Origin of the sequence: Micromonospora chaiyaphumensis (assembly GCF_900091435.1) — a bacterium.
Classification (GTDB): Bacteria; Actinomycetota; Actinomycetes; order Mycobacteriales; family Micromonosporaceae; genus Micromonospora; species Micromonospora chaiyaphumensis.
The window spans coordinates 500,059-523,537 of record NZ_FMCS01000003.1; the positions used below are offsets into that span (position 1 = coordinate 500,059).

The 23,479-nt window shown below is 69.2% G+C and carries 22 protein-coding genes and 1 pseudogene; 9 read left to right on the forward strand and 14 right to left on the reverse strand.

Annotated features, from left to right (window positions below; all coding sequences use genetic code 11):
- The first annotated feature begins 230 nt into the window (after positions 1–230).
- Entirely contained in the window at positions 231–1,106 is an 876-nt protein-coding gene (locus GA0070214_RS11445) for an alpha/beta fold hydrolase (RefSeq protein ID WP_091261933.1), read from the forward strand.
- Between the two features lie 156 nt (positions 1,107–1,262).
- Here the strand turns inward: GA0070214_RS11445 and GA0070214_RS33010 are convergent.
- Positions 1,263–1,418, reverse strand: a pseudogene (locus GA0070214_RS33010) (IS110 family transposase); the annotation flags it as partial.
- A gap of 65 nt (positions 1,419–1,483) precedes the next feature.
- On the opposite strand from GA0070214_RS33010, the gene GA0070214_RS11450 reads away from it, so the two are divergent.
- The 5 genes from GA0070214_RS11450 to GA0070214_RS11475 all read left to right on the forward strand — a co-directional run bounded on the left by GA0070214_RS11450 (position 1,484) and on the right by GA0070214_RS11475 (position 6,568).
- A complete protein-coding gene (locus GA0070214_RS11450) occupies positions 1,484–1,879 on the forward strand; it encodes a GntR family transcriptional regulator (RefSeq protein WP_091261934.1) in 396 nt (131 codons plus the stop codon).
- Positions 1,876–2,775, forward strand: a complete 900-nt coding sequence (locus GA0070214_RS11455; RefSeq protein WP_091261935.1) for an ABC transporter ATP-binding protein — start codon at positions 1,876–1,878, stop codon at positions 2,773–2,775. Before GA0070214_RS11450 ends, GA0070214_RS11455 begins: the two co-directional genes overlap by 4 nt.
- A complete protein-coding gene (locus GA0070214_RS11460; RefSeq protein WP_091261936.1) occupies positions 2,772–3,737 on the forward strand; it encodes an ABC transporter permease subunit in 966 nt (321 codons plus the stop codon). The genes GA0070214_RS11455 and GA0070214_RS11460 overlap by 4 nt, the downstream gene beginning before the upstream one ends.
- A 1,758-nt stretch (positions 3,738–5,495) precedes the next feature.
- Complete coding sequence (locus GA0070214_RS11470; RefSeq protein WP_091261938.1) at positions 5,496–6,152, forward strand: YeeE/YedE family protein; 657 nt, start codon at positions 5,496–5,498, stop codon at positions 6,150–6,152.
- The gene (locus tag GA0070214_RS11475) at positions 6,152–6,568 is read left to right on the forward strand and encodes a YeeE/YedE thiosulfate transporter family protein (RefSeq protein ID WP_091261939.1); all 417 of its coding nucleotides are present in this window, start codon (positions 6,152–6,154) and stop codon (positions 6,566–6,568) included. The genes GA0070214_RS11470 and GA0070214_RS11475 overlap by 1 nt, the downstream gene beginning before the upstream one ends.
- Here GA0070214_RS11475 and GA0070214_RS32775 read toward each other — a convergent pair.
- Positions 6,477–6,752 carry a TetR family transcriptional regulator gene (locus tag GA0070214_RS32775; protein ID WP_091261940.1) on the reverse strand — a complete coding sequence of 92 codons (276 nt, stop codon included), beginning with the start codon at positions 6,750–6,752 and terminating at the stop codon, positions 6,477–6,479. The genes GA0070214_RS11475 and GA0070214_RS32775 overlap by 92 nt on opposite strands.
- A gap of 711 nt (positions 6,753–7,463) precedes the next feature.
- On the opposite strand from GA0070214_RS32775, the gene GA0070214_RS11485 reads away from it, so the two are divergent.
- On the forward strand, positions 7,464–8,117 hold the full coding sequence (locus tag GA0070214_RS11485) for an HAD family hydrolase (protein WP_091261941.1): 654 nt from the start codon (positions 7,464–7,466) through the stop codon (positions 8,115–8,117).
- Between the two features lie 540 nt (positions 8,118–8,657).
- Here the strand turns inward: GA0070214_RS11485 and GA0070214_RS11490 are convergent.
- Positions 8,658–9,461, reverse strand: a complete 804-nt coding sequence (locus GA0070214_RS11490) for a GNAT family N-acetyltransferase (protein WP_139141832.1) — start codon at positions 9,459–9,461, stop codon at positions 8,658–8,660.
- Positions 9,462–9,642: 181 nt separating this feature from the next.
- On the opposite strand from GA0070214_RS11490, the gene GA0070214_RS11495 reads away from it, so the two are divergent.
- Positions 9,643–10,557, forward strand: coding sequence for a LysR family transcriptional regulator (locus GA0070214_RS11495; RefSeq protein ID WP_091261943.1), 915 nt, complete (start codon positions 9,643–9,645; stop codon positions 10,555–10,557).
- 233 nt (positions 10,558–10,790) lie between these two features.
- On the opposite strand, the gene GA0070214_RS11500 is transcribed toward GA0070214_RS11495, so the two are convergent.
- Together GA0070214_RS11500 and GA0070214_RS11505 are read right to left on the reverse strand one after the other, a co-directional pair.
- Positions 10,791–11,981, reverse strand: a complete 1,191-nt coding sequence (locus GA0070214_RS11500; protein ID WP_091261944.1) for an amidohydrolase family protein — start codon at positions 11,979–11,981, stop codon at positions 10,791–10,793.
- A gap of 974 nt (positions 11,982–12,955) precedes the next feature.
- Positions 12,956–13,327 (reverse strand): ArsR/SmtB family transcription factor, encoded by a 372-nt coding sequence (locus GA0070214_RS11505; RefSeq protein ID WP_091261945.1) that lies wholly within the window; start codon positions 13,325–13,327, stop codon positions 12,956–12,958.
- Positions 13,328–14,150: 823 nt separating this feature from the next.
- Between GA0070214_RS11505 and GA0070214_RS11510 the strand changes: the two genes are divergently transcribed.
- Positions 14,151–15,068 (forward strand): CapA family protein, encoded by a 918-nt coding sequence (locus tag GA0070214_RS11510; protein WP_167364249.1) that lies wholly within the window; start codon positions 14,151–14,153, stop codon positions 15,066–15,068.
- Positions 15,069–15,120: 52 nt separating this feature from the next.
- On the opposite strand, the gene GA0070214_RS11515 is transcribed toward GA0070214_RS11510, so the two are convergent.
- From GA0070214_RS11515 to GA0070214_RS11555, 9 genes are all read right to left on the reverse strand, one after another.
- The gene (locus GA0070214_RS11515; protein ID WP_091262134.1) at positions 15,121–15,399 is read right to left on the reverse strand and encodes a hypothetical protein; all 279 of its coding nucleotides are present in this window, start codon (positions 15,397–15,399) and stop codon (positions 15,121–15,123) included.
- 75 nt (positions 15,400–15,474) lie between these two features.
- On the reverse strand, positions 15,475–15,672 hold the full coding sequence (locus GA0070214_RS11520; RefSeq protein ID WP_091261947.1) for a hypothetical protein: 198 nt from the start codon (positions 15,670–15,672) through the stop codon (positions 15,475–15,477).
- A 276-nt stretch (positions 15,673–15,948) separates the two neighbouring features.
- Positions 15,949–16,146, reverse strand: coding sequence for a hypothetical protein (locus GA0070214_RS31455; RefSeq protein ID WP_139141833.1), 198 nt, complete (start codon positions 16,144–16,146; stop codon positions 15,949–15,951).
- 100 nt (positions 16,147–16,246) lie between these two features.
- The gene (gene ctaD, locus GA0070214_RS11530; protein ID WP_091261949.1) at positions 16,247–18,244 is read right to left on the reverse strand and encodes an aa3-type cytochrome oxidase subunit I; all 1,998 of its coding nucleotides are present in this window, start codon (positions 18,242–18,244) and stop codon (positions 16,247–16,249) included.
- A gap of 190 nt (positions 18,245–18,434) precedes the next feature.
- Entirely contained in the window at positions 18,435–19,607 is a 1,173-nt protein-coding gene (locus tag GA0070214_RS11535; protein ID WP_091261950.1) for a zinc-dependent alcohol dehydrogenase, read from the reverse strand.
- Complete coding sequence (locus tag GA0070214_RS31460; RefSeq protein ID WP_139141834.1) at positions 19,604–19,957, reverse strand: hypothetical protein; 354 nt, start codon at positions 19,955–19,957, stop codon at positions 19,604–19,606. Before GA0070214_RS31460 ends, GA0070214_RS11535 begins: the two co-directional genes overlap by 4 nt.
- Before the next feature lie 245 nt (positions 19,958–20,202).
- Positions 20,203–20,439 carry a low temperature requirement protein A gene (locus tag GA0070214_RS11545; RefSeq protein WP_091261952.1) on the reverse strand — a complete coding sequence of 79 codons (237 nt, stop codon included), beginning with the start codon at positions 20,437–20,439 and terminating at the stop codon, positions 20,203–20,205.
- Between the two features lie 814 nt (positions 20,440–21,253).
- The gene (locus GA0070214_RS11550) at positions 21,254–22,429 is read right to left on the reverse strand and encodes a low temperature requirement protein A (RefSeq protein WP_091261953.1); all 1,176 of its coding nucleotides are present in this window, start codon (positions 22,427–22,429) and stop codon (positions 21,254–21,256) included.
- 235 nt (positions 22,430–22,664) lie between these two features.
- Entirely contained in the window at positions 22,665–23,477 is an 813-nt protein-coding gene (locus tag GA0070214_RS11555) for a hypothetical protein (protein ID WP_091261954.1), read from the reverse strand.
- Positions 23,478–23,479 lie beyond the last annotated feature (2 nt).

Below are 23,479 nucleotides of genomic sequence, written 5' to 3' on the forward strand. Positions count from 1 at the left end.
TGTTTCATCCACTGTGCGAACGCTCAAGCCTTGTCTCGCTCCGCAGCCTCTTCGGGGGAGAGGCGGCTGACTGCCAGGCCGGCGTCGGTACGAACGAGTGTCGGCGCGCCGATCCAGCTGGGGTCGTCGGGGGTACGGGTTCGACCCTGGTATATGGCGGCGCTTGTGAGGTGTACGAGCCCCGGGTTTGGGTAGCCCGCGAACCGCGTGTGTCATCAGAGGGGGTGGCAGTGGGCGGCGAGCGGATTCCGGGTTCCTTCACGGAGCAGACGGCGCGGGTCGGCGACGTCACGATCAACTATGTTCGGGGCGGTCGGGGCAGCACACTGGTCCTGCTGCACGGCTATCCCCAGACGTGGTACATGTGGCGCAAGGTTCTGCCGGAGCTCGCCAAGCACTACACGGTCATCGCGCCTGACCTTCGGGGATCGGGCGGCAGTGACGCCCCGGCAGGGGGCTACGACAAGAAGACTCTCGCCGGCGACGTGTACGCCCTGCTCACCCACCTCGCCCTTGATCGCGACGTCAGCATGATCGGACACGACATTGGGACCATGGTCGCGTACGCATATGCCGCCGCTCACCGCGACCACGTACGCAAGCTCGTGCTCACGGAAGCGCCGATCCCCGACCAGAGCCTGTACCAGTTCCCGTCACTGACCCCGAAGGGACCGGCCTTCTGGAACTTCGGATTCTTCAGCCTTCCCAACGGCCTGCCAGAACAGATCGTGGAGGGTCGCGAGGCCCTATGGGTGGATCGGTTCACCGATTCGATTCAAGTCCAGAAGACCGCCATCGGCGATGACGATGTCCGCGAGTACGCCCGGTACCTGCAAGACGACGCTCACCTGCGGGCCAGCTTCGACTACTTCCGCGCACTGCCCCAAGATGTCGCCGACAACGCCGAGTACGGCAAGACGAAGCTGACCATGCCGGTTCTCGCACTCGGGGCCCGAGCCAGCCTCGGGGAGGCGGTACCGACCCAGGTCGCGCGGTACGCCACGACGGTAACCGGTGGCGTCATCGAGGACTCTGGCCACTGGATCTTCGAGGAACAGCCGGCCGAGCTCACCGCACAGCTGATGCAATTTCTCCAACAGCCCTGAGTCGAACATAGCCCGCCAAGACGCCCATGGCGCATCCGCTTCCGCGGCGATCAGCGCGCGGAGGTGCCGCGAATCAGTTGGCGGACGAGTGTCGCGCACCAGGCGACGGAGGACAGGGCTCGACCGCGTCTGTCTGGATATCCCACGTCGCTACTGTCAAGCGGCTGCTGACAGTTCCGTCCCAGGGGCGGGCCAGGCGATTGCCTCGTTGTGGAACTGCAGGTGGCGTAGGCAGCCGTGGAGGATGCCGGCGAGTCGGTTGGCCAGAGCGCGAAGTGCCTGGTGGTGGGTGTTGCCGCGCGGTCGGGCGCGTCGGCCCTCTTGACCAGCAGCTTTGCTGCTTTACTATGTCACTAGTATAGCAGTAAGGGGCCATCGTGTTCGTCTTCCGGCTCGACACCCACTCCGGCGTGCCGCCGTACCTGCAACTCGTCCAGCAGGTCCGCCAGGCGGTGCTGCTGGGCTTTCTCCAACCCGGTGACCGCCTCCCGCTCATCCGCGAGGTGGTCGAGGACCTGGCGATCAATCCGAACACCGTCGCCAAGGCGTACCGGCAGATGGAGCAGGAGAACCTGGTCACCGGCCGGCCCGGTCAGGGCACGTTCGTCAATGAACAGCAGTCGGCCGTGATGCCGGCATCGACGTACACGTCGCTGCGCCGCGGCCTGGCGGCCTGGCTGCGCCGCGCCTACGCGGCCGGCCTCGACGAGCAGGCGGTCAACGCGCTTTTCACTTCCGTCCACCAGCAGACGAGGAATGAGGACGTGGCGTGACAGCGACCGAGTTCGCGCTGCGCACCGACGGTCTGGGCAAGCGGTACCGGAGGGGCTGGGCGCTGCGCGACTGCACCCTGGCCCTGCCGGCGGGCGGCGTGATCGCCCTGGTCGGGCCGAACGGCGCGGGCAAGACCACGCTGCTGCGCCTGGTCGTCGGGTTGCTGGCACCGAGCACCGGCACGGTGGAGGTCCTCGGCCACGACGTCACCGCCAGCACCCCGCAAACTCTGTCCCGGGTCGGGTTTCTGGCCCAGGACCATCCGCTGTACAAGCGCTTCACCGTCGCCGAGATGCTCCGCTTCGGCCGGGCCTGCAACCTGCGGTTCGACCAGGGGCTGGCCGAGCGCCGGCTGGCGAAGCTGGGCATCCCGCTCGACCGCAGGGCCGGCACGCTCTCCGGTGGGCAGCAGGCCCAGGTCGCGTTGGCTCTGGCCCTGGCGAAGCGGCCGGACCTGCTGGTCCTCGACGAGCCGGTGGCCAGCCTCGACCCGCTGGCCCGGCACGAGTTCCTGCAGGTCCTCATGGGCGCGGTGGCCGAAGGCGGGGTGACCGTCCTGTTCTCCTCCCACGTCGTGCACGAACTGGAGCGCGTCTGCGACCACCTGGTCGTGCTCAACCACGGCCGGGTCACGCTCACCGGTGACATCGACACCCTCCTCGCCGAGCACCGGCTGCTCGTCGGCCCGCGCACGGCCACCGACCTCGACCAGGCCAGCGCCGTCGTGGAGGCCGTCCACAGCGACCGGCACACGACCCTGCTGGTACGCGACGGCGCGATCCCGGCCGCGCCTGGGTGGCAGGCCCAGCCGGTCGCGCTGGAGGACCTGGTGCTGGCGTACCTGCGCCGGCCGTCCGAGCCGAGCGCCGCGGTCACGTCGGGGGTGGCGGCATGACGTGGTTGATCTGGCGCCAGCACCGGACCGAGGTCTGCGTCCTGGGTCTGCTTGTCGGCATGTTCGGCATTGCCCTGCTCGTGCTCGGGACGCAGGCCCACGACCTGTTCCCCGGCGGTCCCGCCCGGTGTGCGGGAGATGCCGGGGTCAACGAGGCCTGCGCGGCCTCCTTCCGCCGGCTCGACGAGGAGTACGGGTTCGTCGAGAACCTCCTGGCAGGCTTCTATCTGGTCCCCGTCGTCATCGGTGCGTTCCTCGGTGCGCCACTGCTCGCGCGCGAACTGGAGGACGGCACCTGGCAGCTCGCCTGGACGCAGGCCGTGCCGCGGATGCGCTGGCTGGCGGCCAAGCTCGCGGCACTGGCCGCCGTCACCGTCACGCTCACCGGGATGTTCACCGCGCTGCTCACCTGGTTCCGTCAGCCATTCGACGCGTGGGAAGGGCGGTTCCAGTACGACGCCTTCGACCTGGAGGGACTTGTTCCGGTGGCGTACGCGCTGTTCGCGTTCGGCGTCGCCACCGCCGCCGGGGCGATCCTGCGGCGCAGCCTGCCGGCGTTCGGCGTCGCGTTCGGGGCGTTCCTCGCCACCCGGATGCCGGTGGCGCTGTTGGCCCGTCCCGCGTACGCCCTGCCGCTCACCACCATGGAGCCGATCCCCGTCGGCGGCTCGAAGGACCAGGAGGCGCCCAGCTTCGCTGACTGGATGATCGAACGCGGCTACGCAGACGCCACCGGGCGCAGGCTGAGCTGGACCGAGTACTACGAGCTGGAGGCCGCCGCCAACCGGGCCGGCGCCAACCTCAACCAGTTCCTGCACGCGCGGGGCATCCAGCAGTTCAAGGTCTACCACCCGGCCGACCGGTTCTGGACGTTCCAGCTCATCGAGGCGGCCCTGTTCGTCGCTGTCGCGGCGGTCCTGATCGGTGTGGTGGTGTGGCGGGTACGGCGCCGTATGATCTAGCGCCCTGACCACAGACGTTCACGGTGTTGCTGCCGTACTGGGCGCCGCGGTCGCTGTGGAAAATCGAGGAAACCGTGCCGGCCCGCCTGCTGCCGGACCCCAGAGGACCCGTTGATGAAGAGGCGTTCGACATGCTCGCCGCGCATCGCCAGTCGTCCATGCGATATGTATCCTTGCTGACTGGAACCTGCCCCTCCAGCTCATGCCATCCCACGGATTCGCTGGGTGACGCCGGCAGATCGGAGTGACTTGGGCTGCTCACATGCTGAGGACTGCCCCCTCTTTCCCCTGCTCAACGCAAGCTTGAGCGTCTGGCGTAACCACTACTGCGACAGCGCGGAGGGTTGGCGGACATGCGCCAGGTACCAGCTGTACAGGACTGGCCAGCTCGTGCCAATCACGCTCCTGCCGAATGGAGTCGACGCCTTCAGGCCCGTACCTCCGACAGTATCCAGGTCCACTCAACCGGCGAACGCACGCCGGCGACGGACGCCAGCAACATCGCGACAGGTATCGGATGAATTGCTGCCAGCGGAGCGCGCAGGTGCCACGGAGCCGACTCCACCGGTGGCCCATCCGGATCATTCAGGCGGGCGGGACGAGGCAAGCGATGCATGGGTGCTTGCCGTCGCCGATGATGCGAAGCGCCGCGGCAGTGAGCGGCTGCATGCCTGGGTGGCAAGCCGGGAGCATCCGGGGACTGCTCCTGTTCCCATCCCCAGGCCGGGGGAGCCTTCTCACGCCGACGGAGCGGCAGTCGCCGTCGCCTGGTTCGAGCCAGCCAGCGCCGCGTGGACGGAAACCCTTGCTGGCTCTCGGTGCGAGGCACAGGTGGAGGCGGCCATCCTGTTGGGCCTGCCGCGCTGGTCCTCGGCGACACAGCCGCCGCGGGTGACCACCTGGGGTGTGGGTCTGGGCGCTACGGGTCTCGCGTTGTATGACCCGAGCGGTCATGTATTCGCCTACGGCGTGGCCGAGATACCGTCCACGTGGACGACCGCCGCTAGGGTGCTGGGCGCGGTCGCCGTCGTCTACGGAGTCGGTCCCCCGCCGCAGGCAGTGCCCCCCGAGTCGCTCCCGGCTCAACGGCTCACCGAGGCGCAACGCGACGGCACCGTCGCCGCTGCGTGGGTACCACTGCTCAAGTGACAAGCCGCCGCCTCACCCGTGCAGCCGCCGGACGCGCGCGGACCCGCGATCCACGTGCCGGGCAGCGCGAAAGCTCGGCACGCGGCTCTCACCCGGGCGCGGAACTGGCTCCACGCCAGCCGGGCGAACCAGACGGGCCGACGTGGACGCGTCATCCGCCACGGGCAACGGCCGTCCGACCGCGACCAGCCGTAAAGGGCAGTAGGGCGCAATCAGGCCGTTGATGAAGAGCGTTCGACATGGCGCCGCCTCATCGCCAGTCGTCCATGCGAAAGGTAAACTTGCTGACCGAGACCTGCGCCTCCCACTCATGCCATCCCACCCATCCGCCGGGTGACGCTGGCCAGATCGGAGTGACATGGGCTGCTCGCACGCTCCGGCCTGCCCCCTCCTGCCCCGGCCGAACGCAAGCTTGACCGTCTGGCGTAATCACTACTGCGACACTGCCCACGACCGGCGGACGTGCGCTCGATACGAGCCGCCCCGGGCGGGCCAGCTCGTACCGATCAACGCTTCAACCCCGGCTCGCCCGCACCCCAGAACCCCATCGACTCACCGGCGCCTCGGCGGGTCCGTGGACCCGACTCCTAGATTGGATTGCAGGTCCCCATGACCGAATACTGGCCCTGGTGGGCGGGGGCTGCCGGGCTCGCTCTCACCACCATCAACTACGCCGTCACAACCGATCGATCCTTCGGGGTGTCCGGTGCATGGGACCGCGTGCTGCACTGGCGCGCCGAACGCCGCGTCGAACGAGTCAACGAGCAGTTCGCTGACGAACGTGTCCTCACCGCGGCTCTCGCCGCGGCCACCACCGACCAGTTCGGAGCCGGTTCGGCGCCACCTGCTGCGCATCCCGCCCCGGACGACGACGCGCGAACACCGCGACGGGACGGGCGACGGCCCGCCTCGCCGAGCCCTTCGCTGGCGAGGCTGCTGCCGGCACCCTTGGTCAGCCAGGTCGCCCTGCTCCTGTCGATCTTCGTCGGCGGGTGGATTGCGGCGGTTACCGCCGGCCGATTCCAGCTCCGCCTCGACATGGGCGACGCCTTCGGCCAGATCGTGAGCGACAAACCGATCGAAATGATTGGCGCGCTGTTCGTCGGCGGCGTGCTCGTCGGTTTCGGTACCCGTCTCGCCGGAGGGTGCAGCAGCGGTCACGGGCTCAACGGCTGTGGCCGGCTACAGCCGGTCAGCATCGTGGCGACTGCCGTGTTCTTCGGCACCGGCGTCCTCGTGTCGTTCCTGCTGTGGAAGGTGATCTGATGCGTACCCGGGGCGGAATACTCGCCGCCAACATCATCGCTGGGCTGGCTCTCGGCTATACCGTCGCCAACATCGGGTTCGGTGACTACGGCGAACTGAACCGCATGTTCACCTTCCAGGAGCTTCGCATGTTCCTGGCCTTCGCCGGCGCCGTAGCGATCATCGTCGTGGTATTCGCCGCACTGCGCGTCCGCCGCACCCCAGGTCGCCTCCACGCCGGCGTAATCCCCGGCGCAATCCTGTTCGGCGGGGGCTGGGCCATCTCGGGTGGCTGCCCGGCGATCCCCATCGTGCAAGTCGCCAGCGGGTACCTTCCCGCCCTGGTCACGATCGCCGGCATAGTCGTCGGCATCCGGCTCTGCCGCTGGGCCAACATGAGGTACTTCCACCTCGACAGCGGATCCTGCGAGCGGTAGCCGAACACAGAGTCGCCCGGCCGGCCCCGGCGGCGTTGGCCAGGTCCGTCATGGAGATGTGCGGTCCACGCTCGGCGAACAGGCGCTCGGCGGCCGCGAGGATGCGCCGCCGGTTGGCCGCTGCGTCGGCCCGCTCCTCGGGAGCGGACCGCCAGACCTGCCAGGCCCAGCAACCGGGACGTATCTTCGTTCATGCCCGTGGCTCTTCTGTTGTGACCAGCTTGCTTCGACAACAAGATGGTCTCGGAGAGTCGCGGGTATCTCAATAGGACAGTTTGCTCCGGACGGCCACAACGGACGCTCGAACCCCTATCGACCCGAATAGCCTTGAGTCAACGAATGAGCGATGGCCGTCCGCGAGGACTGCGGCTGCCCGCGGTCTGGATCACGGTCGCAGGCATGATTCCCGGCATACACATCGTGTTCGACTGCGCCGATCCGGACCGGCTGGCGCGTTTCTGGATGGTGGCGCTACCTGGTTACGACTTCCCGCACGGGCCCTCCGGACGGCTTCGCCGCACGGGAGCAGTGGGCGGATGCGAACGAGCTCCACCAGGAGCAGCGCAACGCCAGCCGGACCCTGGTTGACAAGCAGGGCCACCGACCAGACATCTTCTTCCTCCGAGTTCCGGAGGGGAAAGCCGCTGAACCAAGAACCGGTCGCCGAATGCATATCGATGTCATGCTGACCGACGGGACACGCGATGAGGAGTCGTGCGGCTGAAGGGCTCCGGCGCGACCCGAGTATGAGGATCATCGCAAGCCCCAACGGCCCCGGTTGGGTGACCAGGGCCGACCCGGAGGGCAACCTGTTCTGCGTCGAGCGCAGTCAGAAGCATCATGGCCCACGTCAATCATCCCGCTGATCTAGGGTGACCTGGTGCCCTCGAAACCCGTGACAACCGTCCTGTTCGATTTCGCTTGGACCCTGTTCGCCAGCGACGCCAACCGCTGGGTCGGCAGCGCGGCGGCCTTAGTCGGCCGGGAGGTGGCCGTCGGTGAGGCGCACCGCATCGCCTCGGATTTCGCTGAGTTGTTGCGGACGACGGCTACGGACCCTGCCCACATCGCCCGGGACTTGGACCCACGGGTGTGGGACCGGGCGATTCTGGCTGTCCTGCAGCAAATCCGTGGGGTGGACTTGCCGTTTGCGCGAGCGCTGCACGAAACGCGGCGCGAAGCGCTCGAGCCGTACGCGGACACGTCGTCCACTCTCGCCGCACTGAGTGCCCGCGATATTCGCCTTGGCGTGGTCAGTAACGTCGGCTGGGACATTCGCCAATGCTTTGCGAGGCACGGGCTCGACCGCTACATCGATGCATTCGTTCTTTCCTACGAGGTCGGCTTCGTCAAACCCGATGTACGGATCTGGCGCACCGCACTCGACGCCCTGGCGGCACAGCCAGATCGAACGCTGATGGTCGGTGACCATCCCAGCGGCGACGGCGGTTCCGTGACCGCCGGGATACCGGCCCTGGTACTGCCGATGGTGAGTTCGCCAGCCCAGCTTCGCGGATTCGATCAGGTGCTGACGTTGGCCGGAATCTGAAGCTGGGCCACATCCGTGGGCGAGATGGCGCTGCTGCACCGCTGAATCCTGTGGGGACGCCCGCAGGGCGGGGGAGCCGCGCGTCGTCTGGCTGAACGGCTGGCCCGCCGGCCCGAGCCGGTGGCGAAGCGCCGACGCGGGCCTTCTCGACGCGGTCGTGTCGTCAGCGCTCCCGGCCGTCGAGGGCGGCGACCTCGCGTGTCTCTCCTGATCGATCAGCCGGCGGGGTGAGGCGCCGATGCCGTCGGCGGTGACGAGACGGCGCGCGGTGGCCGTTCGTTCGAAGCAGGGATCTCCCGGCGCGGCTCGGGCGCCGGCCGCTTGGCGAGCGCGGCCCGCCGGCATATCGGCAGATACCGGGGCGCCGGTGACGCGATACGAGGAACGAGTCGGTCGACCCGGCCCGGCACATCCGGTCGGGCGCGAACCTGTGGACGACCGGTGGCGTCCGCGCACAGCGCGGTCGCGGCGAGCAGCCACGGTCTCAGGCTGGTCATGACGAACCTCTTTCTCGGCAGCGCCGTGGTTCACGGCCAGGTGTCAGGGCAGGGCGAGTTCGTAGCGGCGGGTTCGGCGCAGGAGACGGAAGCCAAGGTGCCTGCGTGTGGCGAGCAGGTGCGGATCGTCGTCGGCGCCCGCGGCCTCTATCTCGGCGACGTGGGGGTGGACCTCACGTATTCGCTGGATCAGGGCGGCGGTGACCCAACGGCCCAGTGGCCGTCCGCGGTGGCCGGCGAGCACGGCCGGTCCGTACTGGTGGGCGCGGGGCGCGGCGGGCGCGTCGACGACCGCCACGGCGTACGCCGCCAGGTCGCCGTCCGTCTCGGCGGCGGTCAGCACGGCGTTGCCGGGACGGCCCGGGCCTCGGAGCAGTTCGTCGACCCCGGGTGCGTCGGCGAGGTCGCCGGTCCAGTGGGTCAGGCGGTACCCGGGATGCTCGGCGTCGACCAGCTCACCCAGCCACGCCTGGTGCACGTCACAGTAGGTGAGCAGCTCATGGCGCCGGGACCCGGTGTGTCGGAAGCCGTGCCGCAGGCAGAATGCCTCGCCCGGCGAGCCCGAAGCCACGTCCACGATCAGGCGTGGCTCGGTGGTGTGCTCCCGGACCGCGGTCAGGAGCCGCGAGCCGACCCCGCGCCGCCGCCACCCGGGCTTCACATACAGCCGCAGCTCGGCAGCACCCGGCTCAGCCGCCAGGCGGCGGGGCTGCCGGAAGTCGAGCCCGAGAGGGCTGACCGGCCACAGACCGGCCGTCCCGACCACCGACCCGTGCGCCGCCAGAGCCCGCCAGCGTGAGGTCCGAGGACGATCCGGCACCGCCACGACCTCGACCAGAGCTTCCATGGCCACCACGATCGCCCGACCCTCGAAGCGGAACAACGCGAAAGATCGAATGGCCGGATAAGCCAGCGGTTATCGCGCCCGCCGCACAGCTCCGCGGTCCCGTCCGCGCCACGACCGTAGACTTCGGGGCCGCGTACAACGTGCGGGACGCGAACGCGTCGCGTGCGGGGGAGGGGGCCGGGTGGAGCTGCGGGACATCGAGATCTTCCTGACGCTGGCCACGGAGCTTCACTTCGGCCGTACGGCCGAACGCCTGCGGGTGTCGCAGGCCCGGGTCAGCCAATCGATCAAGCAGCAGGAGCGCCGGATCGGCGCCGCCCTGTTCGAGCGGACCAGCCGCAGCGTACGGCTCACCCCGCTCGGCGAGCAGCTCCGCGCCCGACTCGACGCGGGCTACAGCGAGATCATGGCCGGCATCGACGAGGCCGTCGCCGCCGCCCGCGGGCAGGTCGGCACGCTGACCGTCGGCACGTTCGACGCGCACGCCCAGGAGATCGCGGCGGTACTCGACCTGTTCCGGCAGCGGCATCCGCAGTGTGAGCTGCGCCTGCGCGAGGTCCTTCCGAGCGACCCGTTCGGCGGGCTCAGGTCCGGCCGCGTGGACGTGGCGGTGCTCTGGCTGCCGGTCCGCGAGCCCGACCTCGTCGTGGGGCCCGAGTTGTTCACCGAGCCACTGGTGCTCGCCGTCGCACCCAATCACCCACTGGCCGGACGCGACCGGGTCGAGATGGAGGATCTCGGCGACTACCCGGTGGTGCATCCGGACGGCCCCATCCCGGATTACGTGTGGGAGGGTCACACCCCGTCCGCGACACCGGCCGGGAGGCCGATCCGCTCCGGAGCACCCGTGGCCACCCTCGCGGAGGCCTTCGCGGCGATCAGCGCCGGCGAGGTCGTCTCTCCCATCGGGTCGTACTCGGCCCTCACCCGGCTGCGCCGGGACATCACCTTCCTGCCCATCACCGACGGGCCGGTCCTGCGGTACGCGCCGGTGTGGCGCAGCACCGGCGAGACACCCCTGGTCCGCGCCCTCCTCCTCGCCGCCGCCGACGCGCCGGCCCACCGGGGCCCGGCTGCTGTCACGATGCCGGGGTGATCGATTGCCGGCGATCCCCCCACGCCGGTCTGACGCCGCTCCTCGCGGCGGTGGCGAGGCCCTCTGCAGCAGTCCCGAGGCCAGGATGCAGGTGTTCGGGCGTGCTGGGGCGGCGAACTCGGCGTGCCAGGTTCCGCCGCAGTCGTGGCAGCTCCGGCGGCCGGCTACGCGGCGAAGGATCTCGGCGTCGGGCAGGGTGGTCCGTGCCTGTCAGATGTTTCTCCGGAAACCGATCACCTGCTCACCGGGCGGCCGGCGCGGTACACGGCGACGGGGCGACGCAGTACGGTGATGTCGACCGTCGGGTCGCCGTTCACGACCAGTAGGTCGGCGTCGAATCCGGGGCGGACGCGGCCCTTGCTCCGCCCGAGACCACACACGCCGGCGCCGACCGAGGTGGCCGCGGCGAGGGCGGCGGTGGCGGGGATGCCGCACGCGACGTACTCGATGAGCGTCTCTGGCAGGATCCCGTGCGGCTTCGCCGGGCCGAGGCCCGCGTCCGAGCCGGCCACCAGGCGGACCCCGGCCCGGTGCAGGGTGGTGATGCCGTCGCGCAGCGTGGCCTCGCTCAGGCCGGCTCGCGCCGCCATCGCCACCACCTCCGGTGGCGTGAGCACTGCCGGGTGGGTGCCGAGCGTGGCACAGACCGCCGCCCCGGACGCGGCCAGGCGGTCCGCGAGCTCGTCGGGGACGTGGGCGCCGGTGGCGGTCACGCACGTGCAGTGTTCGATACCGTCGACACCGACGCGCAGCGCCTGCTCGACCGCGCTGAGCGCGTGCGCGTGCGCGGTCACCGGCAGGCCCAAGTCGTGCGCCCGGGTCAGCGCGGCGCCCAGCTCCTGGTCGGTGAACTGAGGCCGGGTGGTGTCGGTGCCGGGGGTGAACACCCCACCGCTGGCCATGACCTTCACCAGGTCAGCGCCGGCCTCCGCCCGCAGCCGCACGGCCTCGCGAATCCCGTCGACGCCGCTCGCCTCGCCCCCCAGCGACCAGCAGTGCCCACCGACGCTGGTGATGGGCGCGCCCGAACCCACCACCGTGGGCAGATCGTCGCGCGTCTCCCGCTCCCGCCACCGGAGCACCGCGCCGCGCCGGTCGCCCAGATCCCGAACCGTCGTGACACCGGCCGCCACCTGCGAGCGCAGTGAGGCCTCGATGACCGCGTCGAGGTCCGGCTCGGTACGCTCGGCGAGCCGGCCGAGAGCGTCTGGCCCAGCATCGGCGCACAGGTGCACATGCGCATCGACCAAGCCGGGCAGCACGGTGCCATCGGGCTCCTCGTACACCGGCCAGCCCTCCGGCGCCTCGGCCCGACCCCGGTGCACGTCAGCGATGCGCCCTTCGTCCACCAGGACCAGCACCCCGCCGGCCACCAGCCGCTCGCCGTCGAACACTCGCGCCGCCCGGACAGCGTGCTTCGTCATCGGTCCTCCCCGCGGCGCCGCAGAGGGCGCGCTTCGTGCGGCGCGCACTCGGGCTTGGTGTGGCGGAGGTACGAGGTGTGGCGACCAACAGGCCGGGCCCCGACGGGCCGCTCACCACGCACGGGACAGCCTCCTGGCACGTCGACCATCACTCGTGAGATCCGCAGCACCGTCAGCGCCAGGTGCGGCGGCACCGCGACGACCACTCCAGTGCCGTGTGCCAACTAAGCCACCGACGCGAAGCGTCGATGATGCCCAGTCTGGCCATCCGCACCCGCCTCGGAATAACCACACGCCGATTGTCATGCACCAATGCTCTGCGGCGGCGCACAGCAACTCCTCCCCGACGGAGGGGAATGCACTCCCTCTTCAGAGGGAGTCGCCGTTCCGTGTCCTGCTCCGCTCTTACGGGCTCCCGCCCGAGCTGAGCGGCGGGGGAGGGGGCACCGGAGGAACCGGGAGGGTTCGGGCTGCCCTGCCGCCTGGTAGGCCAGACGGACGGTGGCCTCGGCGCCCGGCTCACCAGCGCCAGTAGCCGGCGGGGGAGTACCGCGGTCCTGCTCCCGCCACTGGACTGCGGCTGGCGAACGACGCTGAGCGGACCCAGTTCGTCGATCACCTGCAGCGACGGTACTGCCGGGACCGGTACCCGAGCATGCGGGAGTGGGAGGAAGCCCAGCATGCGGGCTTCCTCGAAGAAGCCCAGTGGCGGTTCGGACGGTAATCCGCACCCCACGTCAGCGACGCCGAGGCCAGCGACGGTAGGCGGTTGGCGCGTCGCCGCAGTTCCCTGGCCGTAACGGCGCATGCCTTCAGCATGACCGGGACCAGGTAGTCAGCGACCCGGCCGGGCAGGCGGAGGGGTGGGTGGTGGAAGCGGGAGTGCTGCCGGATCCTTTCGACAGTCAGACCGGCCACGACCAGAGCGGACACCGTTGCCGGCAGGGTCGACGGCAGCGTCTCCACCGTGACGCTCAGCGGGTCTTCCTGGTCGCCCGCTTGCGGGGCGGCGTCAACAGCTCGGCGATCGCCGCGAGCGCGGACGGCACCAGGCGGTAGTAGGCCCAGACGCCCCGCTTCTCGCGCTCGAGCAGGCCGGCCTCGGTGAGGATCCGGAGGTGATGACTCACGGTCGGCTGGGAGAGGCCGAGCGGCGCCGTGAGGTCACTGACGGACGCCTCGCCCTCGGGAGCGGACTGGATCAGGCTGAGCAGTCGCAGCCGGGCCGGGTCGGCGACGGCCTTCAGCACTCCCGCGAGCCGTTCGGCATCGGCACGCTTGATGGGCTCACCAGCAAGCGGCGAGACAACAGGGGCAGCGGTGTTCGGTGTTCCCACGTCATGCATCGTTGCACCAACGCCATCAACAGGCTGGCGGAACCCAGTACCAGCCCACGGACGATCCGCGAGTAGGGATCGTCAAGTACCGGCCACGTGTGCCCGGCCGGGGTGTGGGCGTCGGCCCGCGTGTCGGCATCTTCGGCCCGCTTCGGCGAGCTGCACGCCGCGGTGTCGTGGCGCTGCAACCGCCCCGCTGCACCCGAGCAGGCGATGCTGCGCGAGCTCAACGCCTGAGGGGCGGTCCGGGTGCGATGCCGCGGGCGGCAACCGCACCCGGTGACCGGACATTCGACTCGGCGCAGACCTGCCCGGCCAGCGGCGTGACGGCCAGCCCCAGTCTGCGGGTGACCGGTGCGGCATTCTCCGGCCCGACGCTCGGCAAGCTCACCGCCGTGGGCGGCAGTCTCATCATGGTCGGCCTCGTGCTGCTTCGCGCGCAACGGCGTCGTCGCTTCGTTGCCTGACCTGAGCCGGTCCGACCATAAATGGGGCTGCTCCGGCAGGACGCTCAGCGTCGCCCATGGGGTGGATCTGCTGCTGGCCGGCACTCGACATGTCGGGTGCCGGCCAGCAGCAGTCGTCCGGGTTTCGCCCAGCGTCTCGTCTCGGCTCCGACATCACGCCGGCCAGGCCGAGGGCAATCCTGACCAAGCAGGTCCGGGGTGCGGCGGGTTTCCGTACGCTGCGCTGAGTGAAATGGGCACGTTCCTTCGTCGCGCTGGCGGCGACTCTGACGCTGACGGCGTGCGAGGCCGCCCGGACCCCACCGGCTGGTACTCCCACCCGTTCCGCCCCGGCGGCGTCGCCGTCCCAGCCTGCCAAGATCACCTTGGCGTTCGCGGGCGACGTGCACTTCACCGACCGTACGCGTGATCTGCTGCGCGACCCGGCGACCGCATTCGGGTCGATCTCGTCGACCCTGTCGGCCGCAGACCTGGCGATGATCAACCTGGAAACGGCGGTCACCACCCGGGGCGCTCCTGAGCCGAAGGAGTTCCATTTCCGGGCGCCGGCAAGCGCGTATGACGCGGTGAAGGCCGCCGGCATCGACGTCGTGTCGATCGCGAACAACCACGCGCTGGACTACGGGCGGACGGGGCTGGCTGACACCGTCGACGCGGCAAGGGCCGCCGGGGTGCCGGCCGTCGGCGCGGGCGCTGACGCTGCGGCGGCGTACCGGCCGTGGATCACCAAGATTCGCGGAACCAGAATCGCCGTGCTCGGGTTCAGCCAGGTCGCCGAGCTGTGGTCGCAGTGGAGGGCCACAGAAACCCGGGCCGGCATCGCGATGACCAGGGACCTGCCCCGCGCCGTCGCCGCGGTCCGGGCCGCCCGACAGCAGGCCGACGTGGTCGTCGTCTACGTCCACTGGGGTACGGAGGGCGACGCGTGTCCGCCCGACGAGGCTCGTGCGTTCGCCGGCGAGATGGCTCGGGCGGGTGCCACGATGGTGGTCGGCACCCATGCCCACCTCCTGCTCGGCGACGGCTGGCTGGGCAGGACCTTCGTCCAGTACGGGCTCGGCAACTTCGTGTGGTGGCGCGACGACGCGTACAGCAACGACACGGGGGTGCTGCGCGTGACCCTCGACGGATCGGCGATCTCGACGACGGAGCTGGTGCCCGCGACGATCTCCCGACGCACCGGCCGCCCCGAACCCGCCGGCGGGGATGATGCGGCCCGGATCCGCCGGGAGTACGCGGACCTGCACTCCTGCACCGGACTCGCCGCGAGCCCCGCCCCATAGTCGGACCAACGTTCGAGCCCTGTCCGAGGCGCCAGGTCGCACCCATCAATCGTCACTCTGTGACCCGCCGCGCCTCACCAGCGCCAGCAGCCGGCGGGGGAGTTGCGCGGTCCTGCTCCCGCCACTGGCCGGCGGTGTCGGCGCGCAGCAGGCGGTCAACCATCTCCAGCGCGGGTGGCTCCGAGGCGAACTCCCAGCGCAACACCCTCCCGGACTCCGTGTCCCCGGCCCGGGCCATCACCGTCCAGCGCGTCTCGCGGACCAGCCACACGTCACGCCGGGTCAGGCGCCCCCAGACACCGTTCCACCAGCGCCGTACCACCTCCTGCACCCCGTGATCGTACATACGTTCGATCAGGTCGGCGGCTCGGATGGCGAACATGTCTCGCGCGCCCGCACTGAAGGGCTACTCGCAGCGGTCCTCCGCGCCCCGGCCGTACGGTTCGCAGCAGTCCGGGCGGTGCCGATACACCCGAAGATCACGCCTGCCGCGGCGGGCGAACTCCGGCGTGATCTCGTACAAGCAGGCCCGCCACACGACGGTCTCCCCGCCGCCGGACACCGTCTGGCCGTCACCCGGCCCGCCGCGCAGCAGCACCTCCACCCCTTCGACCGTAGGTGATCGGCGAGGGACCGGCCCGAACTCGACCGATCACCCCCGCCTTGGACGCGGATCGAGAAGGAGCGAGTCCCCGCAGCGTGACCTGCACGCTGCGGGGACCGGCTGTCGGTGGCTCGACGCTCAAGACCCGACGCAGTGTCAGGCAGGTTCTGGTACCGATTTGTCCGGCAGGTCCCGAGACCGGACAGCCGGCCGCCGGCGGTTGCACAGCCAGGGCGTCAGGGCGTCACCAGGGCGTCGCGCGGCTCGGGTCACTGATCAACCCTTGGCTTGGCGCTTGGGCCGCTGCGGCTGCTCGCCCTTGTTGACTTTCGCTACGGCCGCGCGCAGCTCTTCCTCGCTCATCCTGGCGTTGGCTTTGATACCCATTGCGTGGGCCTGCTGACGCAACTCTTCCAACCGATCGCCGTCTTCCATGCCAACCTCGTAGTTCCGGTCCGGGGCAGCGACGAACACGCGCTTGCCTTCCCGCGTCTGCCGGCGTCAAACCACCGCGGCCTGGTGGACGGGCTGCTGTTCTGCTCGGAGTGACCGGGCGCCCGACGGATCGACGCCCTCACCTCCTCTCGTCGCCCTCATCGCCCGGATGGCGCCACTGCGGCGGGGTCTCCTCGCTCCGTTGAGAGTCCAGGGGGTTCTCGTCGGCCTCGGTGGTCCGCTCGAAGCTCGGGCGGCGGGTCTCCTCCGGCTCGGGTACGTCGACGGGACGGGCGCCGGACTGCGGAATCTGCTGGTATCTCGCCGCGGCCTCGGCGCCGTGGGCGCCCTCGACACTCGGCGATTCCGGCGCATGCCGTTCGCGGTGCAGTTGGTCGTGAAGATGCTGCGGCGGCTTGGCGGCGCGTTGCGGCAGGTCACGGCCGAGGTCGGCGACCAGCGGTCCGTATTTGGCGTCGAAGGCGGGGCGTTCGGAGCGGATCCGGGGCATACGGTCGAAGTTGCGCAGCGGGGGCGGGCAGGTGGTGGCCCATTCCAGAGAGTTTCCGTACCCCCAAGGGTCATCGACGGAGACAGCGGTGCCGAAGCGCCAGGACTTCCAGACGTTGTAGATGAAGAACAGAGTGGACACACCGAGCACGAACGACCCGATCGTGGAGACGGTGTGCATGGTGGTGAAGCCGTCCTGCGGTAGGTAGTCGGCGTAGCGGCGGGGCATTCCGCGGTTGCCCAGCCAGTGGTGGACCAGGAAGGTGATGTGGAAACCGACGAACATGGTCCAGAAGTGGGCCTTGCCAAGCCGTTCGTCGAGCAGCCGCCCGGTCATTTTCGGAAACCAGAAGTACACACCGGAAAACGCGGCGAAGACGATGGTGCCGAAGAGGACATAGTGGAAGTGCCCCACGACGAAATAGCTGTCGTGGACGTGGAAGTCGACCGGCGGGCTGGCCAGCAGCACGCCGGTGAGGCCGCCGAAAAGGAACGTGACGAGGAACCCGATCGCGAACAGCATCGGGGTCTCGAAGGTGAGTTGGCCCTTCCACATCGTGCCGATCCAATTGAAGAACTTCACCCCGGTCGGCACGGCGATGATGAAGGTGGTTACCGAGAAGAAGGGCAGGAGGACCTGGCCGGTGGCGAACATGTGATGCGCCCACACGTTCAGGGAGTAGAAGAAGATCACCCACAGCGCCAGGACCATGCCCTTGTAGCCGAACAGTGGTTTTCGCGAGAAGACCGGCACCACCTCGCTGATGATGCCGAAGAACGGCAGCGCCACGATGTAGACCTCGGGATGGCCGAAGTACCAGAACAGGTGCTGATAGAGCACCGGACCACCGGTGGTCGCGTCATAGATGTGGCTGTTGAGCACCCGGTCGGACAGCAGCGCGAGAAGCGTCGCCGACAGCAGTGGGAACACCACGATCGCCATCAACGCGGTGATCAACATGGCCCAGGTGAACAGCGGCATTCGCCACATCGTCATCCCCGGGGCACGCAGGGTCAGGATGGTGGTGACCAGGTTGACCGACCCGAGGATGGTGCCGACGCCCGAGAGCACCAACCCAATGACCCACAAGTTGCCGCCCACCCCTGGTGTGTGTTCAGCCCGGCTCAGCGGCGGATACGCCGTCCATCCGAAGTCCGCAGCACCTTCCGGGTTGATGAAGGAGCCGAGCACCATCAGGCCGCCGAACAGGTACAGCCAGTAGGCCAACGCGTTCAGCCTGGGGAAGGCGACGTCGGGCGCGCCGATCTGCAGGGGTACCAGGTAGTTGCCGAACGCGAAGGCGAGGGGGGTGGCGAAGAGGAACATCATGATCGTGCCGTGCGAGGTGAAGAGCTGGTTGTACTGCTCCGGAGAGAGGAACTGCATCCCGGGGCGGGCGAGCTCGCCGCGCATGAGCAGCGCCTCGATGCCCGCGGCGATGAAGAAGAAGAACGACGAGATCAGGTAGAGCAGGCCGATCTGCTTGGCGTCGGTCGTGGCGAGCAGCCTGAGCAGGGTGTTGCCGGGCACTGCTCGACGCAGCGGGCCGGGATAGCCACCGAACGCCGCCGGGGCGAGGATCGCCGGCTCACGGTCCTGGGGCTCCGCGCTCGCCCGCTTCGGCATGAGCTGCTCCTAGCACAATTCTCTCCGGGATCAGTCATCCGGACCATGTCACAGCGAGCCGGACAAAGAAGGCGAGTTGCGAAAAGGCCCTCGGCCCGGGCCGGCGCGCACGCCCGCTCCGGCCGATAGATGTCCAGATACGCGGTGTTCGCCGTCAGGGTTGTGGCGCTGTCGAACTCGCCACCGATCATCAGGCGGGTTCGAAGACGGCGCGTACGCAGCCGTCGAGCTTGTTTTTGAACATGTTGTATCCCTGTGGCGCCTCGTCGAGTGGCATGGTGTGTGTCGCGAGGTGCTCGGTGACCAGCTCGCCGCGTGCCATCCGTTCGAGCAACATCGGAATGTAGCGGTGTCCGTGCTGTTGGGCGCCACGCAGGGTGAGGCCCTTGTTCATCACTGCCCCGAGCGGGAACTTGTCGACAAGGTTGGCATAGACGCCGAGCAGGAACACGCTTCCGCCCTTGCGACAGTGGTAGATGGCCTCGCGGGCGGCGATCGGACGGTCCGACTCCAGGCGTAGCTGCTGTTTGACCTGGTCGTACAGGTATTGCGGGCCGGTGCTGTGGGACTCCATCCCCACCGCTTCGATGCACACGTCAGGCCCGCGACCGCCGCTGCGTTCCAGGAGTTCACTACCGACGTCCTGGGTCTGGTAGTTGAGCGCCTCCACGCCCAGGTACTTCTCCGCCATCTGCAGCCGATTGGCGAAACGGTCGATGATGATCACCCGTTCCGCGCCGAGCAGGACGGCCGCGCGTGCGGCCATCTGGCCCACCCCGCCCGCGCCCCACACCGCGACCACGTCACCGGCCTTGACCCCACCGAGGTCCGCGCCCATCCAGCCGGTCGGGGCGGCATCGGAGGCGAAGAGAGCACGCTCGTCGCTCACGCCGTCGGGGACGGTGAAGGCCCCTTGGTCGGCGTACGGAACGCGGATGTACTCGGCGTGGCTGCCCGCGAAGCCTCCGAGCGCATGGGAGTAGCCGTAGCAGCCGCCGGGTGCGAAGCCCCAGACGTTCTCCGTGATCGCGGGATTGGTGTTGCCGTTGTCGCACAAGGAGTACTGCTGCTGCTGGCAGTACCAGCAGCGGCCGCAGGAGACGAACGAGCAGACCACCACCCGGTCGCCCACCTTGTGCTTACGCACCTGCGGGCCGACCTCGACCACCTCGCCCAGGAACTCGTGCCCGAGGACGTCGCCCCGCTCCATGAACGGAATGTACCCACCTAGCAGATGCAGGTCGGAGCCGCACGTCACCGTCTTGCGCACCCGGATGATGGCGTCCTGCTCGTTGCGCATCGTCGGGTCCGGAACCTCGCCCACCGACAGTTCGTTGACGCCTTGCCACAACAGTGCCTTCACAGTCGCCCCTCCCGGCGCCCCTGCCGCGTCGCCATCTGCAGCGGTTTGTTGACCACCGTCGGCTGGGTGGTGGGTGGAAAGTCGGGGTGCAGCACCTCGCCGGTCTCCAGCAACTGCTTCGCCTCCCGCAGTGCGGCGCGGATCGCCTGGTTGGGATCGCGACCCGCGAGTCGTCTGGCCCCTGCGGTCACCGGAGACTGAGCGCCGTCACGCAGCCGTACCGCCAGCTCGATGCCGCGGTCGCCCGCGGCGCGGCGGATCCGCACGTCCACAGCGTCACCGAGACCGGCCAGTGGCTCCGGAAGTGGCGAGTCCGGGGTCAGCTCGTCGCGGGCTGGATTCACGGTCACCACGTGCCACCGCGGCTCGCGCCGCGTCAACGGGGCCTGCTGCCAGGGCCCATGACGGCCCGACGGAAGCAGGAACCTGCGGAGGACCAACCCCCCGAGCGTGACGACCGCCGCCTTGACCAACGCCTTCATGTACGCCCCCGAGTTGACCCCACCCGTCGCCGCATCTGCCTGACCGACGGCTCCGATACCGACAAACCCTGTCATATCGGTGCACTGTCACGCTGAGGAATCCCGCACCCCGGTCAGGCAGCGGTACGGGCGCAACCGACCTCACTGACGAGGTAGAGCGCGGCGAAGACCAGCCCCTGATCGGCGACGGCGGTCGACACCGCGACGGACATCAGCAGGCTGGCCAGCATGACGGTGACGATCAGCACCTGGACGCTCGGCCGGTTTGGGTCGAGCCGGCCCGACATCCACGTGGTCAGCACCCAGATCCACGTCGTGCTCGTGTTCCCGTACGGCCCGACGCTCGGCATGCCTGACCGGTTCGAGGGCAAGGCCAGTGCGGTGCCGTACCTGCGAAAGATGCTCTACCAGCTCACAGGGCTCAAGATGCGCGACGTGCGCTCCTACGCCGTTGAGGGTGACCCGGAGACCAGCTCAACGAGTACGAGGGCGACGCATGACCCCCGGCGGCAGCAGCTACACCCAGATCTACACGAACAAGATTCGGTTCCGCGAGGGCAAGTTGGTCCTGGTGAGGGCAGGCGGCGCACTCGGTTCAAGGCGCCGTCGGCCGGGACACCGGCGTGGGCAGAACTCGGCGGAGCGTGGGGAATCGGGAGCTGGCAGCAAGCACCGCGCCGTCCGGACGAACGACAGCTGCCTCCGCGTGGCCCCGTCCCAGCCATCGGTGTAGCTCGCTGCCGGGTGCGACACGAACAAGGACCGCTCCACGCCGAGGTGTCTGGCTGTCGGTGGCCAGGTCCGTGAGGCCGGGTACGAGGTTCAGTCGCGGCGCGACGGCGCGGCGAATGATGCTGCCCAGCTCGCCACCGGCCATCATCGCGGTGCCGATGAACTTCGCCAGCCAATCAATGGCACAACGGCCCGGATCGCCCTGACGGGTTCCTCCTGGGCGGAGGGACGAATCTTCACAGCCGCCACGATGGAGCTGCCCATGGGTTCCTGCCTGACAGCGACCCTTCGGCGCGAGCCGACCGCTGTCGCCGCCGGACCGGCGCTCGGATATCAACGGACGCAAGTCCTCGCCGTGACCCACCCCTTCGACCGCCGCGCGGCGACTGCCGTGGACAAGCCGACGGATGGCTTGCTGCGCCTACTCGGGTGTCACATCAGCGGGCTCGGTGGCGCGGAGGCCCCTCCGCGGGCGCGCCGCGCGTCCGCGACGGCGATTCCGGCCAGCACGGCAGTGGCACCGGCGCCGGCGACCAGCGGAGGCGCTGTCCAAGCAGCCGGGACCAGCACGCCGACGGCGAGGAGACCGACCAACCGTGAGCGGGAGATCCGACCGAAGACCTGCAGTTCGAAGGGTGCCCGCCCAAGCAGGAAGAGTGCCGGACCGCCGAGGATGGCAACGAGCCAAGTCGGCTCCGACCGGCCTGTGGGCTCGATGATGTACAGCTCGAAGCCGGCGCCAGCGAGGACCACACCGGAGATCATGATCAGATGAGTCAGGGCGGCCGCCAGGGACTGCCGGGTCGGATCCCGGGCGGCGGTGATAGCCCGGGGCAGGACCAGGCCGGCCCGGTAGAAGTAGATGCGCCACAGCTGCACGATGCCGATGAAGGCCAGCGCGAACCCCACTCCGTGCGCGAGAGCGAGGTCGCTGTCGGAGAACGCCCGGCCGGACACGAAGACGGCCTCACCCAAGCTGATCAGGAAGATCTGCTGCAATCGTTCGGCCAGGTGCTCGCCCGCGACCTGTTTGCCCGCCCATCGGCTGAAGCCGACCACGAACCCGGGAAACTCGATGGCCAGCGCGAGTGCCCAAAGCCCACCCCGCAGCAGCGGGTCGTGCACCAAGGCCCCCGCGATCCACGGCACCGTGCTCCCGCCGAGCGACAGCAACCCCGGCAGTGAGGATCCGCCGGTCCGCACCTGCCTGGCCATGAGGTAAACCAACAGACGGCTGAGCCGGACCACCACCCAGGCGCCGGCGAAGACCAGAGCCCGCTCCTCGAACCCCTGCGGCACGGCAACCGCCATGACGGTTGCGCCCGCCATTGAGGAGAACACGATGAACTGACCCGGACGCGAATCCGGATGCACTCGGCTGGTCAACGCGGCAGTGGTCTGCCACATGAACCAAAGTCCCAGAAACAGCAATAGCGTCCCAGCGAACGCACTAAACCCCAGCCCTCCGGCGTGGAAGTTCTCGAGGAGCCGCAAGCTGATCCGGTTGAGCGCGAAGACGAAAACCAGGTCGAAGAACAGCTCGAGGATGGTTGCCCGGCGCCAACTGGCTCCGTCGCGTACGAGCCGCTCGCCGCCTGGCTCACCCATTCGGCATCAGTCGGGTTCGCCGCTGGAGGCGCCCACGGCGTCCGCCTGCTTCGGCCAACCCACAACTCGGGCCATAAAACACGAGGCGGAGTATCCGCGGCGGGAGGCGACAAACCTGCCGTTCCCGATCACCGCCGACACCCTGACGGTGCTGCCCTCTGTCGGCCGAGGAGCATGGCGATCGCTGAGGAGGTGGAGCGAAACACCTGTTTGGCATCCAGCCGGGGGACGTCGATCAGCTCTGCGGTTGTTGGCCTGGCGGTCCTACCAGCCGCGCCGCGACCTGCCGCAGCGGCTGGCTGTTGTTGACGATCTTCTTCATCCATTGCCATGCCGTAGGGGCCGGGAATCCGCCCAGACCCCCGCCGCCGGCCGCCGCTGCGCGGTTCTGAGCCAGTTGCTGGGTGGTCTGCCCGAGCTGTTGACCGACCTGCTGGGTGGTCTGCTGCAGCGTCTGCGACAGCGGCCCCTGCGGCCCGAGCACCTGCTGAGCTGTCTGCCCGACCTGGTTCACGGCGGTGTCCACCGTCTTGACCAGCGACTCGATGATCTGAGGGTTGCGCTCGATGGTGCGGAGGGCGCTGTCGAGAATGCCGCGGAGCTCTTCGAGCCGAACCTCGAGCATCGCCTCGGCCTCAACGCCCTTGATGTCGATCTTCACCGTGCCGAGCTGCGCCTGAACGCCCACGTCGAGCTGGAGCAGGCTACCCAGTCGGGCTCGCAGTGAGACGGAGGCGTCCAGGTCGTCGACCTCGACGTAGATCTGTTCGACCTTGGCCTGCGGGATCTGGAGGACGACGTCTGGGTCTGACATCGTCTTGCTGCTGTGCCCGCCAGCCGGCTGGGGAAGTTCGTGCTCACCACGCTGCGGGGCGGCAGAGCTTTCGCCCGGCCGCTCGGCACGGGTTGGACCGCCGGCGGGACCGAGGTTCTGGCCACGACCGGACACTCCCGGGCCCTCCTCGGCGTCGCGCTGTCGATCGACCTGCTCGCGCGGTTGCGCCGGCGTCTCGCGTGCGCCCCTGCCCCGGCTCTCCGGTTCGGCCATTC

Excerpts from the sequence above, each read along its gene's own strand:
- GA0070214_RS11460 (WP_091261936.1), top strand. The coding sequence starts at position 2,772 with ATGACGTGGTTGATCTGGCGCCAGCACCGGACCGAGGTCTGCGTCCTG.
- GA0070214_RS11470 (WP_091261938.1), top strand. The coding sequence starts at position 5,496 with ATGACCGAATACTGGCCCTGGTGGGCGGGGGCTGCCGGGCTCGCTCTC.
- GA0070214_RS11475 (WP_091261939.1), top strand. The coding sequence starts at position 6,152 with ATGCGTACCCGGGGCGGAATACTCGCCGCCAACATCATCGCTGGGCTG.
- GA0070214_RS11490 (WP_139141832.1), bottom strand. The coding sequence starts at position 9,461 with ATGGAAGCTCTGGTCGAGGTCGTGGCGGTGCCGGATCGTCCTCGGACC.
- GA0070214_RS11500 (WP_091261944.1), bottom strand. The coding sequence starts at position 11,981 with ATGACGAAGCACGCTGTCCGGGCGGCGCGAGTGTTCGACGGCGAGCGG.
- GA0070214_RS11505 (WP_091261945.1), bottom strand. The coding sequence starts at position 13,327 with ATGCATGACGTGGGAACACCGAACACCGCTGCCCCTGTTGTCTCGCCG.
- ctaD (WP_091261949.1), bottom strand. The coding sequence starts at position 18,244 with ATGCCGAAGCGGGCGAGCGCGGAGCCCCAGGACCGTGAGCCGGCGATC.
- GA0070214_RS11545 (WP_091261952.1), bottom strand. The coding sequence starts at position 20,439 with ATGCCGAGCGTCGGGCCGTACGGGAACACGAGCACGACGTGGATCTGG.
- GA0070214_RS11550 (WP_091261953.1), bottom strand. The coding sequence starts at position 22,429 with ATGGGTGAGCCAGGCGGCGAGCGGCTCGTACGCGACGGAGCCAGTTGG.
- GA0070214_RS11555 (WP_091261954.1), bottom strand. The coding sequence starts at position 23,477 with ATGGCCGAACCGGAGAGCCGGGGCAGGGGCGCACGCGAGACGCCGGCG.